This window comes from Microbacterium sp. SORGH_AS_0862 (assembly GCF_030818795.1).
Classification (GTDB): Bacteria; Actinomycetota; Actinomycetes; order Actinomycetales; family Microbacteriaceae; genus Microbacterium.
In genome coordinates this window covers 2,184,727-2,202,201 of record NZ_JAUTAY010000001.1, presented here as the reverse complement: position 1 = coordinate 2,202,201, position 17,475 = coordinate 2,184,727, and the positions used below count along the sequence as shown (strand labels likewise).

Genomic DNA, 17,475 nt, shown 5'->3' with positions numbered 1-17,475 from the left:
GGGGCAGACTGACTGCATGGAGTACTGCGTCTTCACGGAACCGCAAGAGGGGTTCGGCTATCGGGACCAACTGGCCTTCGCCCAGCGCGCGGAGGAGCTCGGTTTCGACGGGTTCTTCCGCTCCGACCACTACATGCGGATGGCTCCCGGCGATCCGCTGCCCGGGCCGACGGACGCCTGGACGACCCTCGCGGGCCTCGCGCGGGAGACCTCCCGCATCCGCCTCGGCACGCTGGTCTCATCCGTGACCTACCGCGTGCCCGGCATCCTGGCCGTCCAGGTCGCGCAGGTCGACGACATGAGCGACGGCCGGGTCGAGCTCGGCCTCGGCACCGGCTGGTTCGCAGAAGAACATGCCGCGTACGGCATCCCGTTCCCCGAGAAGCGGTTCGGGCTGCTCGAGGAGCAGCTCGAGATCCTCACCGGGATGTGGCAGACCCCCGTCGGCGAGACGTTCTCCTTCCACGGCGAGCATTACCGGCTCGACGAGAGCCCCGCGCTCCCGAAGCCGGTGCAGGAGCGCGTGCCGGTGATCGTGGGCGGCGGCGGACCTCGGCGCACGCCGGCCATCGCGGCGCGGTACGCGAGCGAGTTCAACATCGGGTTCGCGACCGACGAGGTGATCGCGGAGAAGTTCGGCACTGTACGCGCCGCGTGCGAGCGCATCGGACGCGACCCCGAGAGCCTCAAGCTCTCGGTCGCGCTGCCGACCATCGTCGGGCGCACCGCCGCCGAACGCGAGGGGCGCGCGGCCGCGATCGGGACGGATGCGGCGGGCTTCGACAACGGAGCCAACATCATCGGCGATCCGGCCGCTGTGCTCGAGCGGGTCGAGCGACTGCGGGCGCTGGGCGCGGATCGCGTCTACTTCCAACTCATGGACATGCGCGACCTCGAGCACCTCGACCTTCTGGGTTCCGAGGCGCTCCCCCGCCTGCCGCACTGAGATCGAGGGCGCTTCAGCGACGGGCTGTGAAGAACGCCTGCAACTGCGCGGATGCGGCCTGCTCCGCCACTCCGCCGATGACCTCGACGCGATAGGGCAGCCGGCGATCGCGCAGCAGGTCGTACATCGATCCCGCAGCCCCCGCCTTGTCGTCCCACGCGCCGAAGACGACGCGGTCGACGCGCGCCTGCAGGATCGCGCCCGCGCACATGACGCACGGTTCGAGCGTGACCACGAGGGTGCAGCCGCTGAGGTTCCACGACCCGGCGGATGCGGCCGCCCGCCGCAACGCCACGACCTCCGCGTGGGCGGTGGGGTCCCCCGTGAGCTCGCGCTCGTTGCGCCCCTCCGCGATCGTCCGACCGTCGGCATCGAGCACGACCGCACCGACGGGGACGTCGCCGTCCGCCGAGGCGTGCTGCGCCAGCTCCAGCGCACGGGCCATGGCAGCGTCGTCCGCGGGTCGGGTGGGCAGATTCACCCGGCCAGACTAGCTCCGCGGCCCGCATCCGCGTGACGTAATCTGGACCCATGCGCCTGCACGTCGCCGACCACCCGCTCATCACGCACAAGCTCACGGTGCTGCGCGACAAGAACACCCCTTCCCCGGTGTTCCGTCAGCTGACGGAGGAGCTGCTGACCCTCCTCGCATACGAGGCGACGCGCAACGTGCGCGTCGAGGAACTCGAGATCGAGACGCCGGTCACCTCGACGACCGGCGTGCGGATCTCCGAGCCGCGCCCGCTGGTCGTGCCGATCCTGCGCGCCGGCCTCGGCATGCTCGACGGCATGGTGAAGCTCCTGCCCACGGCCGAGATCGGTTTCCTCGGCATGGCGCGCAACGAGGAGACCCTGCAGCCGTACACCTACGCGGAGCGCCTGCCCGACGACCTCAGCGACCGCCAGTGCTTCGTGCTCGACCCGATGCTCGCCACCGGCGGATCGCTGGGCGCGGCGATCGACTTCCTCTTCGCGCGCGGCGCGCAGGACGTCACCGCGATCTGCATCCTCGGTGCGCCCGAGGGCGTCGCGAAGATCGAGGAACTCGTCGGAGACCGCGATGTGACCCTCGTGCTCGGTGCGCTCGACGAGCGCCTGAACGAGAAGGGCTACATCGTGCCCGGTCTCGGCGACGCCGGAGACCGCCTCTACGGCACGGTCTGAGAAGCCCTCAGAGCCACTTCTTCTTGCGGAAGATCACCCACAGGGCGACGGCGAAAACCCCCATGCCGCCGACGGCGAGCGGATAGCCGTACTCCCAGTGCAGCTCAGGCATGTTCTCGAAGTTCATGCCGTAGATGCCGGCGATGAGCCCCGGCGCGAAGATGATCGCCGCCCACGACGAGATCTTCTTGATCTCGTCGTTCTGCGCGAGGCTCGCCTCGGTCTGACGGCGGGCCACGAGGGCGGAGTGCACCGTCAGCGCCTTGTCCAGCAACGCACGGAACCCCTCGATGCGCTCCGCGATGCGGATGACGTGGTCGAGCACGTCGCGGAGGTTGCGCTGCACCTCGAGGTCCACGTCGTACTTCTCGTATCCGCGGCGCAGCCACTCCAACATCCCGGACATCGGCTGAACGGCGCGACCGAAGCTGATGACCTCGCCGAACAGCTCGTAGATGCGTCGTGAGAGCGCGTCGTCGTCGCTGTCGCCGAAGAGCTGATCCTCGATCTCGTCGATGTCGTTCTCGATACCGGCGACGACCGGCTCGTACTCGTCGACCACGCGGTCGAGGATCGCGTAGAGCACGGCCTCCGGCCCCAGCTCCAGCAGCTCCGGCTGGCGCTCGAGCCGCTGCCGGACGGCCGCGAGGTTCGGCGACTCGGCGTGGCGGATGGTCACCACGAATCGGGGACCCACGAACAGGTGCAGCTCGCCGAACTCGACGTGCTCGAGCTCGTCGTCGTAGTGGGCGGGACGCAGCACGACGAACAGGGTGTCGCCGTACCGCTCCACCTTCGAGCGCTGGTGGCCCTGCAGCGCGTCCTCGACCGCCAGAGGGTGCAAGCCGAACTCGCCGGCGACGCTTGCGAGTTCCGCGGGGCCCGGCCGGTACATCCCGATCCAGGCGAAGCCGTCGTGGGCGTCGAGCAGTTCGTAGGTCTCGTCGAGGCTGCGCGGGGTCTCCACGCGGTGCCCCTGGACGTAGATGGCGTTGTCGATCAGAGTCATCGGATTCTCCGGTGGTGCGGGCGCCGCGAGGCGCCAGAGGATGAGGGTTCCGGGGCTCGCCAGGGCGCGACCACCGGATCCCTTCTCTACCGGAGGGATGCGGCGGTGCGCGCCGTGGCGCACGAACTATCGCCGGCCATGGCCATCACCGCCTCTCCGTCTTTCTCGGGTGGTCATCTCGGATGAGATCTCTCCCGCACGGTACGTGCCCGTGCTCCGCCCGCTCAGCGGGCCCGGGCGATCATACCTCTCCCGGGTGACCGGATCGCATCCTTGTCGCCGTGACCGACGACGGCTCGTCCTCTCCGACCAGGCGGGCGAACGCACTCAGCCGCGCCACTCCCTCCGGCGTACGCGGCAGGTCATCCAGCAGGTCGGGCGAGAAGACGACGTACGCGGCGAACTGCGCCCGCGAGACGGCCACGTTCAGGCGGTTCTGCAGGAGCAGGAACTCCAGGCCGCGGGGGGCCTCGCGGCCCGATGACGCGGCGAGCGACACGATCGCGACGATCGCCTCCTGACCCTGGAACTTGTCCACCGTGCCCACCCGGATGCCGGTGAGACCCGCCGCCTCGAGCGCATTCTCCACCTCGACCTGCTGGCCGTTGTAGGGCGTCACGACGATGACGTCCGCGGCGGTGAGCGGCCGCGCGGCCGCCTCACCGTCGTCCTGGCACGTCCAGGTGCGGCCGATCATGTCACGGACGATGCGCACCACTTCTGCCGCCTCTTCGGGCGAGGCGACCGCGTTGCCCGTGTGCACCACGGGAATCGGGTGCACGCCCGGTTCGACGCCGTCCAGCGTGCGGGTGGCCGTCACGGGCGCGGAAGCGAGCTCTCCGTCGTAGGAGAGCTCCGACACGGCGCTCGCGAGCGCCGGGTGCATCCGCCACGTGTGCGAGAGGAAGTAGCCGTGGGATGCGGGCAGGACCGCCGCGCCATCCATGACCCACCCCAGCGCCGACTCGTCGACGGGCTCGGGGTGCGTGCCCTGGCTGACCTGCGGGAGCTGCTGCGGGTCGCCGAGCAGCAGCAGGCGGCGCGCTGCCCGCGACACGGCGATCGTCGAGGCGAGGGAGAACTGTCCCGCCTCGTCGATCACGAGCAGATCAAGGCTGCGACGGGGTACGCGGCCGGCGTGGCTGAAGTCCCACGCGGTCCCACCGACGACGAAGCCCCCGGGCCGGTCCTCGGTGAACGTCGCGAGCGCGTTCTTCTCGAACACCGTGAACGACACGGCATCCGCCTGGCTGGGGTCTTTGAGCGCCTTGCCGACGAGGTTCGAGGAGAGACCCGCAGCCACGATCCGATCCAGCATGTGCTCCACGACGGCGTGCGACTGCGCGACGACACCCACGCGGAAGCCGCGCTCGGCCACGAGGCGTGCGACCACGTGGGAGCCCACGTAGGTCTTGCCCGTACCGGGAGGGCCCTGGACGGCGAGATAGCTGTCGTCGAGGTCGACGACGCTGCGGACGATAGCCGCGACGTCGTCGCCGGTCGAGGGTGTCAGCGCGTCCGTCGTGGTGCGCGGAGCGACGCGACGCAGGATGTCGGTGGCCGCGTCGAGCGGGAAGTGCGGGTCGGCGTCGATCAGCGCGTCCGCCCACGCGTCGATCGCCGCCTGCTGGTTGCCGGCCGCGGGGGGAGCTGCGGGCGCGAGGGCGATCGGCAGGTCCGACCAGGTCTGTCCGTCGGCCGCGAGCTCCTCCACGACGGCGCCGTCGTCGAGCGCCTCGACGATGCGCACGGCACGCGCCGCATGGATCCACCGCGGGGATGCCTCCCCGAAAGGCGCCGGAGCGGCGTACACGAGGAAGGGCTGGGTGCCGACGCTCAGCCGCGTGCCCGGCGCGGGGTCGCCCCGCAGCTCGAGACGGCGACGCAGGGCGCGCTGACGCCCCTGCCCCGGCTGCCAGTCGTCCACGACACGCGTGCGCGCACCGTCGAGCACGACGACGTCGCGGGTGTCCTCCCATAGCGACACCGGCTCGCGGAGCCGGAGGAAGTGCGAGGCCCAGAAGGTCTTCGCCTCGCGCGGGTAGTAGTCGATCGCCGCGGCGCCGAGGCGCAGGGCCGCCGCATCCGCCTCGTCGTCGGCGACGGCCGCGCGGCGCTGGAGCGCCACAGAGCGGAACGACGGCTCGTAGACGTCCTCGCCCACGACGGGATCCACCGACGGGAAGAGCTGCGCCTCGCGCGCTCGGTCGACGAGCCAGTCGCGCAGACGGAGCGTCGACACGCAGTCATCGCGGTTGTACTCGGCCAGATCGTCGAGCACGAGCTGAGCCTGATCATCCTGCCCCGCCTCGAGCAGCGCACGCGCCTCGACGTAGCGCACGATCGAGTCGTCGCCGCGCTGCACATCGCTCGTGCGGCGCTGGGCGCCCATGTACAGCGGCTCGAGCTTCTTGATGGAGTACGACCGGGACCCGACCCGCAGCGCTCGGCGGACGACCGGGTACAGGTCGACGAAGACACCGTCACGCAGCAGACGGTCGACCTCGGCCTCGCGGGTGCCGTGGCGCGCGGCCATCGCGAGCAGGTGCGTCGGCTCGTACGGCGCGTAGTGGTAGATGTGCATGCCCGGGTGCGCGCGCCGACGAAGATCGACGAAGTCGATGAACGTCTCGAGTGCCGCCTTCTCGTCGGCGAACGAGTGCGCCCACAGCGCCGAGTACTGCTGTTCGGGATCGATCCATCCGAAGAGGTAGTCGATCCCCCAGTCCCCGGCGCCCTCGGTGTACAGGGGGTCTCCCTCGAAATCGAAGAAGAGGTCGCCCGCATCGCGTCGCGGCAGAGCAGCGAGCGCCTGCGGCAGCACGACCTCGTAGCGCGGCACGGCGTCGGCGGGGACCGTACCGTCGGGTCCGGGCACCCCCGCGGGGCTCTCCAGCTGGAGCCGGGCCTGCGTCCGCAGCGACGCGAAGACGTCGTCGCTCATGCGCTCCGGGGCCGCCTCGGCCGCCGCCAACTCGTCGATCGTCGTGATGCCTGCGACGCGCAGACGCTCACGCTGCACGGGCCGCATCCCGGCGACGAGCAGCAGGTCGCGATGCGCGGCCACCTCCGTCTCGCACGTCGCACACCGCCCGCACGCCACGACACGCAGCGCTCCGCGGCCGTCCGCCCACGCGATCGGCTGTCCGGCGGCGCCCGCGGCGAGGTCGCGGTCGGCGATGAGCGCGCGCAGTCGGGCGCGACGCTGCCGATACACCGGCAGAAGATCGCGCACCCGATGGGTGCTGACCGAACCGTCGCCCAGGAGCAGCTCCACACGATCGGCCCGGGGAACCCCCGCCGCATCGAGCTGATCGACGTATGCCGCCAGCTGCATCAAGGCCGTCACGCGCGCGTGGCGGGCCAGTTTGGTGTCCTGCACGATCCACGCGCCGTCGTCTGCGCGCACCAGGAAGTCGGCGAAGCCCACGAATTCATCGGTGCGGAACGCCGCCTGATAGACCACGTGGGAGGCGGGTTCGGCGAGAGCGGCGAGGGTCGCGGCGACCGCATCCGTCATCGCCGCCTCATCGCCCGAGCGGGTCTCGGGGATCTCGACGACGGCCGCGCCGAACTCGTCACGATAGCGCTGCAGCACGGCCAGCTCGTGCCGCGTGCCGAGCCTGGCCGCCCGCTCGAGCATGACGTCTTCGGGTTCGATGACCGCGGGGATGCGGCCCAGCCGCGCATCGAGCTGGCGCAACCACGCGAACTCGCACTCCGCGGCGGCCTTGAGGTCGCTCGCGCTCCACACCACGCGCCCGCTGTCGGACCCCGCAGGCTCGATGTATCGCATTCGCTCCCTTTCTTTTATCGACCCTAGTTGCGGCCGCCGACAGCGCCTCCCCGGCAACACAACCCCGTTCTGCGTGCCCGTGCGGGTGCCAGACTGGACCCGTGAGCACGCACCTGCCCTTCACGAACCCCTACCGGCACGGCTTCGCCCGCGTCGCCGCCGTCACGATCCCGGTGAGCGTGGCCGACCCCGCGACGAACGCGGAGGCCGTGCTCGCCGAGGCGCGCGCCTGCCATGACGACGGTGTCGCCGTCGCACTCTTCCCGGAGCTGGCCCTCAGCGGCTACGCAATCGATGATCTCGTGCTGCAGGACCCGCTGCTGGATGCGGTGGCCGCCGCCATCGAGCGGATCGTCGCCGCCTCCGTGGACCTCCGCCCCGTGCTGGCCGTCGGCGCGCCGCTGCGCCACGGCAACCGCCTCTACAACTGCGCGGTCGTCATCCACCGCGGTGAGATCCTCGGGGTCGCCCCGAAGTCGATGCTCCCCACCTACCGCGAGTTCTACGAGCGCCGCTGGTACGCCCCGGGCGACGACCAGCGCGGCGGCGACATCCGCATCGGCGACCTCTACGCACCGTTCGGACCAGACCTGCTGTTCGAGGCGCTGGACGTGGACGGGCTCGTCGTGCACGCCGAGGTCTGCGAGGACATGTGGGTTCCCGTGCCGCCCTCGTCCGAGGCTGCGCTCGCGGGGGCCACGGTGCTGCTGAACCTCAGCGGCAGCCCGATCACCATCGCCCGCGCCGACGACAGGAAGCTGCTCTCGCAGTCCCAATCGCTGCGCTGCCTCGCCGCCTACGCCTATGCCGCGGCGGGCCAGGGCGAGTCGACGAACGACGTCTCGTGGGACGGCCAGACCATGATCTACGAGGGCGGTCAGCTGCTCGTCGAGACGGATCGGTTCCCGGACGCGGCCCGCCGCAGCGTCGCCGACGTCGACCTGGACCGCCTGCGCCAGGACCGGCTGCGCCAGGGCACCTTCGACGACAACCGCCGCTCACTCGCCGAACGCGTGGGGGCGTTCCGCACGATCCACTTCCGTCTGGACCCGCCCGCCGACCTCACCGGCCTGCGTCGCCCGGTCGCACGATTCCCCTTCGTCCCCGCCGACCCCGCGCGCCTCGCGCAGGACTGCTACGAGGCCTTCAGCATCCAGGTCTCCGGACTCGAACAGCGGATGCGGGCGATCGGCGCCCCGCGGCCCGTCATCGGCGTCTCGGGAGGCCTCGACTCCACCCATGCACTCCTGGTCGTCGCCCGCGCGATGGACCGGATGGGGCGCCCGCGCAGCGAGATCCTGGCGTACACGATGCCGGGCTTCGCGACCGGCGACGGCACCAAGTCCAACGCGATCGAACTCGCCGAGGCGATCGGCGCCACGATCGAGACGATCGACATCCGCCCCGCGGCGACCGAGATCCTGCGCGGGATCGGCCACCCGGCCGCCGACGGCGAGCCGCTCTACGACGTCACGTACGAGAACGTGCAGGCGGGTGTGCGCACCGACCTGCTGTTCCGCCTCGCGAACCGTCACGGCGGCATCGTCATCGGAACCTCCGACCTCTCCGAGCTGGCGCTCGGTTGGGCCACGTACGGCGTCGGCGACCAGATGAGCCACTACGCCGTCAACGCCGGCGTCCCCAAGACGCTGATCCAGCACCTCATCCGTTGGGTGATCGCAGACGGCGTCGGGATCGACGAGCGCACGGCCGCCGTGCTGCAGGCGGTCCTGGACACCGAGATCAGCCCCGAGCTCGTCCCCGCGGGCGAGGACGGCAAGGTGCAGTCGACCGAGGACACCATCGGCCCGTACGCGCTCCACGACTTCACGCTGTTCCACATCCTTCGATTCGGGATGAGGCCGTCGAAGATCGCGTACCTGGCGGAGGTCGCCTTCGCCGACCCGGATGCGGGGCTCTGGCCGGCCGGGTTCCCCGACGACGAGCGGTATGCCTACGACCGCCAGACGATCGTGCAGTGGCTGCGGGTGTTCCTCACGCGCTACTTCGGCTTCGCCCAGTTCAAGCGCACCGCGATCCCCAACGGCCCGAAGGTGTCCCCGGCGGGATCGCTGTCGCCGCGTGGGGACTGGCGAGCGCCCAGTGACGGGAACGCCGCGGCCTGGCTCAGCGAGCTCGACGCCGCCCTGGAGGCCTGAGCGCGCCGGGGCCGATCAGCCCTCTTCGGGAGCCCAGGCGAGCGTGATCACGAAGGCGTTCCGGGACAGATCCTGGATCGTGTAGCTCGTCGGCCGATCCCGCACCCATCCGCGGTGGCCGCCCTGATCGAGCTTCACAGACGTGGCCGACAGCCGCGGTCCGCGCCCATCGGCAGCGAGCACCGCTTGCGCCCGGCTCCAGTGGGTGAGCAGATCGAGGTCGGTCGCTCCCTCCCACAGCTGGCTCTGCGCCCGCATGACCGCGCGGGTGTGCGTGTCGGGATGCAGGTCGCGCAGGTCGATCCCCACGCGGACGCCCGGCTCGCTCACCGCGACGACATTGGCCGCCCGATACTCGGCGACGGTCACGACGAGATCGAGCTCCTCGCCGTCGAGCGAGGCGATCAGGCGCGTGTGGTGGCCGAACGTCGTGGGCGCTTCGCGTTCGATGCGCACGGCGGCCGGGTCCACGCCGAGCCGAGCACCGATGATCGCCCGGGCCAGCAGGCGCTTGCGGTCGTGCGCGGTGACCGAGGGGGCCCACCCGAGTCGAGCGTCGATTCCCGCCGGGGTGTCGAGAACGACCGATTCCATCGCTGCCTCCCGAGATCGCGGGCACAGCCGTCTGCGCCCTGTCTTCGACCCTAGCCCGGGCCCGCCGAGCCGCCACCGGCCGATCCCGGAACTAATGGGAATGGGCGGCGGCATCCCCGTCTTGTTCATAGGGAGTGCGCGCACACTGACCGTGCGCAGCAGCGACGAAAGGACATCATGACCCGCATCGGACGCAGCGACCTCGACGTCTTCGGCCTCTCGCTGGGCGGCAACGTGTTCGGCTGGACGGCCGACCGCGACGCCTCCTTCGAGATCCTCGACACGTTCCACGACGGCGGCGGCAATTTCATCGACACCGCCGACTCCTACAGCGCGTGGGTCCCGGGAAACAGCGGTGGTGAGAGCGAGACGCTGATCGGCGAGTGGCTGGCCGCACGCAAGCCCCGCGACATCGTCATCGGCACCAAGGTGAGCCAGCACCCGGAGTTCCGCGGCCTGTCCGCGAAAAACATCCGTGCGGCCGCGGAGGCGTCGCTGAAGCGACTCGGCGTCGACACGATCGACCTGTACTACGCCCACTTCGACGACCCCGAGACGCCGCTGGAGGAGACGGTCGCCGCGTTCACCGATCTGGTGAACGACGGCCTCATCCGCTACACGGCCGTCTCCAACTACTCGGGCGACCGCATCCGGCAGTGGATCGAGCTCGCGCAGGCCGCGGGCGGACCGCTCCCGATCGCCGTCCAGCCGCACTACAACCTCGTGCACCGCAACGACGTCGAGGAGCACATCATCCCCGTCGCCGAGGAGTTCGACCTCGCGCTCGTGCCCTACTACGGACTGGCGTCGGGCTTCCTGACGGGCAAGTACCGTTCGGCGGATGCGGCCGGTGCCGGTTCCCCGCGCGCCGAGGGCGCCGCCAAGTACGCGACGCCGCAGGGACTCGCGATCATCGACGCCCTCGAGCGCATCGGCGGCGAGCACGGCGTGTCCATCGCGGCGACGGCCCTCGCCTGGCTCCGTCAGCGGCCCACCGTCGTGGCGCCCATCGCGAGCGCGTCGCGCGCGTCCCAGGTCCCCGATCTGCTGACGAGCGTCGGCGTCGAGCTGACCAGCGAGCAGATCGCGGAGCTGGATCGCCTGTCCACCTGGCAGCCCGCCTCCTGAGCACACCTGACGAGCCCGCGACGACCACGATCGTCGCGGGCTCGTCTACGCTCGCAGGGTGAGTCTTTTCGGTTCCGGTCCCAGCGACGACCAGGGCAAGCCCTCCGCCACCCGCATCGGCATCTGGATCGCCGTCGCCGGAGTCGGCCTCTTCTTCCTCATCTCGGGGATCATCGGCATCGTCAGCGGAGGCGGCAACTGATGCGTCTGCTCGTCGCCGCGCTCGAGAGCGAGGTCGTCGCCTTCCCCGCGGAACTCGAGGGCTTCGACCGGCTCATCACCGGACCCGGCAAGCTGCCGGCAGCCGTGAACCTCACACGAGCGCTCAGCGCCGGCGATTATGAGGAGATCGTCGTGGTCGGAACCGCCGGCTGCATCGATCCGCTGCTGCAGGGGGATCTGCATGAGATCGCCGGCGCGATCCAGCACGACGTGACGGACCCCGACGGCGTCGTCGGTCAACACCTGTCGCTTCCGGCGCGGGTCGGCCACGACCGAGAGGGTGTGGTCATCGCGACCGGCGACTCCTTCGTCGACGATGCCGAGACCGTGAAGCTCATCCGGTCGCTGGGCGCGGGCCTGGTCGACATGGAGACGTACGCGTACTTCTGGGTGGCCGCCGAGTTCGGCGTGCCCATCCGCGTTCTCAAGGCGGTCTCCGACAACGCCCAGGACGATGCGATGACCGACTGGGATGCGGCCGTCACCGCCTGCAGCCACATCCTGCGCGAGCGCATCCGCGCCGACTACGGGGTCTGATCGCGACTCAGGATGCCGCGTCGGCCACCTTCTGGGACCGACGCCTGGCGCCGAGGTCGGCCACGGCGATGACGAAGGCCACGGCGAGGAAGAGCGCGACCGTCACCATCCCGAAGCCGTACGCGTCGTGGAACACGACCGCGTCCTCGGCCGCGTGGCCGTCTTCGCGGTAGACCGTCGCGTAGAAGAGGGCGAGGGCGACCGCGGTTCCGACCGCGGTGCCGATGCGCTGGCCGAGCTGTCCGACCGAGCCTGCGAGCCCGCCCTCGCGCACGGGGATGTCGGCGAGGGTGAGTGTCTGGTTCGGCGAGACCACGAGGCCGCCGCCGATGCCGCCCAGAAGCATGGCGCCCGCCATGACGAACGGCGTGACGGAGTCGGGGACATAGAGCGCGGTGGCGACCAGACCGGCGACGCAGGCCAGCATCAACCCGAGCCCCACGACGACGACGGGCCGACCGAACCGCACGACGAGCGAGCCGCCGATGTACGAGGAGACGGCGCTGGCCAGCGCGAATCCGATCGTGACCATGCCCGCGAAGACGGGCTCGATGTGCAGACCGCTCTGCAAGTAGAGGGTGGTCATGAGGAACATCGACGGCACCGCCGCGAAGTACGTCGTCTGCAGGAGCGTGCCGTTGCGGTACGAGCCGATCCGGAAGAGCTTCAGCGGGATGAGCGGCTGCTTGCCGATACGGGTGTAGCGCTGCTCCCAGGCCACGAACCCGGCGGCGAAGAGCACGAACAGCACGAGCAGCCACCACCGTCGCGGGTCGTCCCCCGGCGCGCCGGTGGTGAACAGGAACGGCCACATGAGCGAGATCACGGTGAGGGCGAACAGGATCACACCGACCGGATCGAGGGCGAGCTTGCGATGCGAGCGGGTGCGGGTGGCAGGGAGGAGCAGAGCCGCCAGCAGGATGGCGATCAGCCCGAGCGGGAGGTTCATCCAGAAGATCCACCGCCACCCGTCCTGAGGGCCGCCCAGAGCGATGAGCAGCCCACCGAGGGTCGGCCCGAACGCCGTCGCCACACCGATCGTGGCGCCGAACAGCCCGAAGGCGCGGCCGCGCTCCTTGCCCTGGAAGAGCTGCTGGATGAGCCCGAGCACCTGCGGCATCTGGATGCCGGCAGCCGCACCCTGCAGGAGGCGCGCGACGAGGAGCACCGTGGAGTTCGGCGCGAGCGCGCAGACGACGCTCATCGCGGTGAACAGCGAGAGACCGATCAGGAACAGAGCGCGGCGGGAGCGCTGGTCGCCGATGCGTCCCATCGGCACGAGGAACAGACCGAAGGTGAGGACATAACCGGAGACGATGAGCTGCAGCTCGGTCGCGCCCGCGGAGAAGGCCGTCTCGATCGACGGCAGGGCCACATTGACCTTGGACAGGTCGAGGATCGTGAGACCCGCGACGGCGACGCACACCCAGAAGGCGCGCCAGCGCGCGGCGGAACTGAGAGGGATGTCGGTCGTGACCGGGTGCGCGGCGGATGCGCCGTCGGCCGCCACGCTCAGTCCCCGCTGCGGCTGAAGGCCGAGCGCAGCACGAGGAAGACGACGAGCGCGACAGCGGCGACGATGACGAGCTTGAAGACGAAGGCGATCACCGAGAACAGCAGGTTGACGAGGAACCAGCCGATCACGATCGACGCGATGACGGCCAGCACCGTCCACAGGGTGTTCTTGCTCACTCCTCCACCTTAGGCGCGGGTGCAGATCCGGGGCCCCGGCTTGCGTCGCACGAGGATTCGTCGAACGTCGTCATCGCTGCCGGATGATGCTCGGTCCCTGCGGCGTCGCCTCGATCGTCAGCTGCGCGGGGAGCTGGTCCTTCATCGCCTCGACGTGGCTGATCACTCCCACCGTCCGGCCTCCCGCCCTGAGTTCGTCGAGGACGCTCATCGCGAGCTCGAGCGTCTCTGCGTCGAGCGAGCCGAACCCCTCGTCGATGAAGAGGGTGTCCAGCCGCATCCCGCCGGCGCGCGCGGTGACCACCTCGGCGAGCCCCAGCGCGAGCGACAGCGAAGCGAGGAACGTCTCGCCGCCCGACAGCGACTGCGGCGGGCGCAGCTGCCCGGTGAACGCGTCCATGACCTCTATCCCGAGCCCGGATGCGGCGCCGCGCGCGGCCAGCGCATCGGAGTGGTGGAGGCTGTACCGACCCGCCGACATCTCGGCCAAACGCACGTTGGCCGCGATGACGATCTCCTCCAGCTCGGCCGCCAGCACGAACGTCTCGAGTGGCATCCGCCGCGTGTTCGGCGCACGCCCGAGCAGGGTGTCGGCGAGCCGCGTGACGACCGCCGCCTCCTGGGCGAGTTCGGCCACCGACGCGTAGGCCTCGTCGATGCGCACGACGAGATCGCTCAGCCGATCCGCGGCGGAGAGGACCCGGCTGAGCTCCGCGATCGCATGTCCGCGCGCCCGGTCCGCATCCTCGGCCTTCTGTCTCGCCTCATCGAGCTCGACGGGCCCCTCCGGCACGCCGGCCAGCTCGAGCTGCAGCTCGAGCAGACGCGCGCGCACCAGTGCGAGATCGCGCTCGTGCGTCTGGACCCTTTCGACCAGCGCCGCCGTCTCCGCGCGCGAGCGCAGGGCGTCGGCGGCGTCCAGCGGATCGGTGAAACCCGCCTGCTCGGCACCCTCGGCGGCCTCGACCGCTGCCGCATCCGCCGCCTCCTGGGCGAGCGCGAGCGCCGCCAGCGCGCTGCGTCGGCGACGCGCACGCTCGCGTTTCTCGACGAGGACGGCGCGGCGGTCGGCCACGCTCTCGAACTCCTCGCGCGCACGCTCGACGGTCTGCGCGATCTCCTGCCGACGCGCCTCCAGCGCGGTGACGCGCGTCGCAGCGTCACGCTCGTCGCGCATCGCGCTCTCGACCGCTGCGGCGAGATCGGCCTCCTGCGCGTCGATGAGCGCGAGGTAACGCTCGGTCTCACGAAGGCGCGCCTCGGCCCCGTGTGCGCGCTGCAGTTGTTCCTCGGCGTCGGCGAGCGCCCGGTCGAGCTCCTCGGCGCCGGCGCCTCCCGCGACCGTGCGCGCCTCGGTGAGCTCGTCCCGAAGACGGCGCGCCTCCTCCGCGGCATGTGTCTCGTCCGCGCGCGCTCGCATGACGGCGCCCTCGGCGTCGGTGATCGTGTCGTCCGTGACGGCATCGTGGGCGCGCGGCGCAGGATGCGGGTGCTCGGTGGAACCGCAGACGGCACAGGGTTCGCCGGGCACCAGCGCTGCCGCGAGCTCGCCCGCGCGCTCCGCGACCCGTCGACGCATCAGACGCGCGAGTGCCGCGGATGCCGCCGCCGACGCGTCGAGCGCCGCGGTGTAGGCGGCTTCGGCGGCGGTGAGCCGGGCGTCCGCATCCGATGCCCGGCGGCCCGCCTCCTGCCGCAGCCGCGCAGCCTCGACAGCGCTCTCCCCCTCTGCGATCCGGCCCGCTTCGACGGCGGCTTCGGCCCGGGCTGCGCGCAGGGCCTCACGGCGAACCGGCACCTCTGTCGATTCGGCGCTCAGGCGCCGCAGTGTCTCGCCCGCATCGGCGAGGGCACCGGTGGCGAGCGCGAGCTCCGCATCCAGGGCGTCCAGCTGACGCTGGCTCTCGACCGCGGCGTCGACGCGGGCCAGCTCACCCGTCAGCTCCTCCTCGGTCGCGTCGAGATCCGCGGCCGGGTCCTCACCGGCGGCGAGCCATTCGTCATCGGCCGCTGTGGCCTCGGTCTCGGCCGCCCGGGCGGCGAGACCCGTCCGGGCGGCGCGTTCGAGGGCACCGCGCAGTGTCTCGGCCGCGAGCGCGCGGTCGCGTTCGACGCGCGCCTGCGCGACGACGTCGGCGGCGGCTTCGAGCGCCGCGAGTCGGGCGTCCGCCTCGTCGCGGGCGCGTTGCGCCTGGCGCTGGCGCTCGCGAAGCGCGAGGTCGGCGGCGGCCGCGGTCCACGCCTCGTCGGCCTTCGCCCGCGCGATCTCGGCCGTCTCGACCCGGTAGCGCGCCCGCTCCGCCGCGGTGCGCACCGCTTCTCGCCGCGCGGCGAGATCCTCGGATGCGGAAGGCTCGGCCTCTTCGTCGACGAGCAGCTCGGCTTCGGCCAGCAACGCCTCGGCGTGCACGCCCCGCTCCCGGAGCTGTTGCTGCGTGTCGCGCCGACGATCGTCGAGCTCGCGGGCGTAGTCCTCGTAGCGCCGGGTTCCGAACAGGGTGCGCAGCAGCGCCTGGCGCTCGTCGTTGCGCGCCAGCAGAAAACGGGAGAACTTGTTCTGCGCGAGCAGGATGACCTGCTGGAACTGCTGCAGGTTCAATCCGAGCACCCGATCGAGGATCTCGGCGACATCGCGCGGACGCGACGCGCGGCCGATCCAGACGTCGTCGACGAGCTCGAACAGCTCGGCGCGCGCCGGCTCCGTCGTCATCCCGCCGCCGCGCAGCTTCGGGCGGGCATACTCGGGCGAGCGGACGACGCGCCAGCGGACGTCACCCACCGTGAAGTCGAGGCTCACCTCGGTGGGATCCTCCACCGCGCAGTGATCGCTGCGCAGACGCTTGTCGGGGCCGTCGTAACGCGGCACGTTGCCGTAGAGGGCGAACGCGACACCGTCGAGAACGCTCGACTTCCCGGCGCCCGTGCGGCCGGTGATGAGGAAGATGCCGTCGTCGGCGAACGCGTCGAAGTCGACGATCTGCCGATCGCGGAACGGGCCGAAACCCGCGAGCTCGAGCCGGTGGAGCCTCACGCCCCGGCCTCGACGAGGGCGTCCTGCTTCTCGGCGAGCGTGGTGCGCAGCAGCTCCGCTTCGGCGGGCGACGCGGCTTCGCCCTCGCGGACGTGACCGAGGAACGCGTCGATGAGCTCGCGGTCGCTGCGTGCCTGGCGGACGCGCTGCGCGTAGCTGGCGAGAACCCCGGCATCGGCACGGTCGGGGACGTGCGCCACGTTCGCGCAGAACGGGAAACGCTGCTGCAACCGGCGCATGACGTCGCGCTGCGGCAGCGCGTCGGTGTACTCGGCGCTCACCCATGCCGACTCGGCGTCGGCGAAACGCGGATCGGTGAGCAGGTCGTCCAACGGTGCACGCAGTACCTCGAGACGGCGCGGGACGCTGACATTGCGCCAGGCGACCGACGCGAGCCCCGCCTCGTCGAGGTCGACGATCCAGACGCCTCGACGACGCCCCTTCTCACCGAAGCCGTAGTGCAGCGGCGCACCCGCGTAGCGCACGCGGTCGCTGAGCTGCTGACGACCGTGGATGTGGCCGAGCGCGACGTAGTCGGGCCCGTCGAACACCGCCAGCGGAACGACGTCGAGAGAACCCTGCCGGATCTCGCGTTCGAGCCCCGGCGTCGCCTCGATCCCCGCCGCGAAGCAGTGCGAGACGACGACCGAGCGACCGCCGCGCTCCGCGCGGTCGGCGCGCACGAGATCCATCGCGTGCTGCAGGGTCTGCGCCTGGGTGCGCAGTTCGGCCTCCGGCCACAGGTGACGCACCTGGGCCGGGGCGAGGTAGGGGATGCCGTAGACGTGCACCGGGCCGTGCGCGTCTACGACCGTGATGGGCGCGGCCAGGCGGGTGGGATCGGTGAGCACGTGGATCCCGTCGCGCAGCAGCCGTGCCTGGAAGCCGAGGCGCGCGGCCGAGTCGTGGTTGCCGCTCGTGACGATCACCTGCGCCCCGGCCTCGCGCAGCCCGACGAGGGCGTCGGTCAGCACGGTGTAGCACTCGGGAGCGGGGGCGGCCGAGTCGAAGACATCGCCGGCCACGATGACGAGATCGATCGCCTCCTCGCGCACGATCGACGCCATCTCGCCGAGCACACCGCGCAGGGCGTCGATCGTGGTGTAACCGTGGAAGGTACGCCCGATGTGCCAGTCCGAGGTGTGCAGGATCCGCATGTGTTCACGGTACGGGCGGCCCCGGACACGGCGTCGGACC

Annotated in this window: 14 protein-coding genes; 6 read left to right on the top strand and 8 right to left on the bottom strand. The window is 71.0% G+C overall.

Features of this window, described 5'->3' with window-relative positions; all coding sequences use genetic code 11:
- The first annotated feature begins 16 nt into the window (after positions 1-16).
- A complete protein-coding gene (locus tag QE377_RS10700; protein ID WP_307322847.1) occupies positions 17-946 on the top strand; it encodes an LLM class F420-dependent oxidoreductase in 930 nt (309 codons plus the stop codon).
- Positions 947-959: 13 nt separating this feature from the next.
- Here QE377_RS10700 and tadA read toward each other — a convergent pair whose 3' ends face one another.
- The gene (gene tadA / locus QE377_RS10695; protein WP_307325953.1) at positions 960-1,391 is read right to left on the bottom strand and encodes a tRNA adenosine(34) deaminase TadA; all 432 of its coding nucleotides are present in this window, start codon (positions 1,389-1,391) and stop codon (positions 960-962) included.
- Between the two features lie 86 nt (positions 1,392-1,477).
- Here tadA and upp point away from each other — a divergent pair, with 86 nt between their 5' ends.
- Positions 1,478-2,110 carry a uracil phosphoribosyltransferase gene (gene upp, locus QE377_RS10690; protein WP_137417940.1) on the top strand — a complete coding sequence of 211 codons (633 nt, stop codon included), beginning with the start codon at positions 1,478-1,480 and terminating at the stop codon, positions 2,108-2,110.
- 7 nt (positions 2,111-2,117) lie between these two features.
- On the opposite strand, the gene corA is transcribed toward upp, so the two are convergent.
- A complete protein-coding gene (gene corA, locus QE377_RS10685) occupies positions 2,118-3,119 on the bottom strand; it encodes a magnesium/cobalt transporter CorA (protein WP_307322844.1) in 1,002 nt (333 codons plus the stop codon).
- A 241-nt stretch (positions 3,120-3,360) separates the two neighbouring features.
- Positions 3,361-6,915, bottom strand: coding sequence for a bifunctional RecB family nuclease/DEAD/DEAH box helicase (locus QE377_RS10680; RefSeq protein ID WP_307322840.1), 3,555 nt, complete (start codon positions 6,913-6,915; stop codon positions 3,361-3,363).
- A gap of 101 nt (positions 6,916-7,016) precedes the next feature.
- Between QE377_RS10680 and QE377_RS10675 the strand changes: the two genes are divergently transcribed.
- On the top strand, positions 7,017-9,074 hold the full coding sequence (locus QE377_RS10675; RefSeq protein ID WP_307322838.1) for an NAD(+) synthase: 2,058 nt from the start codon (positions 7,017-7,019) through the stop codon (positions 9,072-9,074).
- Between the two features lie 15 nt (positions 9,075-9,089).
- Here the strand turns inward: QE377_RS10675 and QE377_RS10670 are convergent, their stop codons facing one another.
- Positions 9,090-9,668, bottom strand: coding sequence for a hypothetical protein (locus tag QE377_RS10670; protein ID WP_307322836.1), 579 nt, complete (start codon positions 9,666-9,668; stop codon positions 9,090-9,092).
- 177 nt (positions 9,669-9,845) lie between these two features.
- Between QE377_RS10670 and QE377_RS10665 the strand changes: the two genes are divergently transcribed.
- The 3 genes from QE377_RS10665 to QE377_RS10655 are packed head-to-tail and all read left to right on the top strand — an operon-like array spanning position 9,846 to position 11,555.
- Positions 9,846-10,796, top strand: coding sequence for an aldo/keto reductase (locus QE377_RS10665; protein WP_307322833.1), 951 nt, complete (start codon positions 9,846-9,848; stop codon positions 10,794-10,796).
- Between the two features lie 58 nt (positions 10,797-10,854).
- Positions 10,855-10,998 (top strand): hypothetical protein, encoded by a 144-nt coding sequence (locus QE377_RS10660; RefSeq protein ID WP_161594077.1) that lies wholly within the window; start codon positions 10,855-10,857, stop codon positions 10,996-10,998.
- Positions 10,998-11,555, top strand: coding sequence for a nucleoside phosphorylase (locus QE377_RS10655; RefSeq protein ID WP_307322830.1), 558 nt, complete (start codon positions 10,998-11,000; stop codon positions 11,553-11,555). Before QE377_RS10660 ends, QE377_RS10655 begins: the two co-directional genes overlap by 1 nt.
- Before the next feature lie 7 nt (positions 11,556-11,562).
- Here the strand turns inward: QE377_RS10655 and QE377_RS10650 are convergent, their stop codons facing one another.
- The 4 genes from QE377_RS10650 to QE377_RS10635 form a co-directional block, all read right to left on the bottom strand.
- Entirely contained in the window at positions 11,563-13,065 is a 1,503-nt protein-coding gene (locus tag QE377_RS10650; protein ID WP_373459526.1) for an MFS transporter, read from the bottom strand.
- Positions 13,066-13,067: 2 nt separating this feature from the next.
- On the bottom strand, positions 13,068-13,247 hold the full coding sequence (locus tag QE377_RS10645; protein WP_307322828.1) for a hypothetical protein: 180 nt from the start codon (positions 13,245-13,247) through the stop codon (positions 13,068-13,070).
- Positions 13,248-13,317: 70 nt separating this feature from the next.
- On the bottom strand, positions 13,318-16,278 hold the full coding sequence (locus QE377_RS10640; RefSeq protein WP_307322825.1) for an SMC family ATPase: 2,961 nt from the start codon (positions 16,276-16,278) through the stop codon (positions 13,318-13,320).
- Complete coding sequence (locus QE377_RS10635) at positions 16,275-17,435, bottom strand: exonuclease SbcCD subunit D (protein ID WP_307322823.1); 1,161 nt, start codon at positions 17,433-17,435, stop codon at positions 16,275-16,277. Before QE377_RS10635 ends, QE377_RS10640 begins: the two co-directional genes overlap by 4 nt.
- Positions 17,436-17,475: the final 40 nt, after the last annotated feature.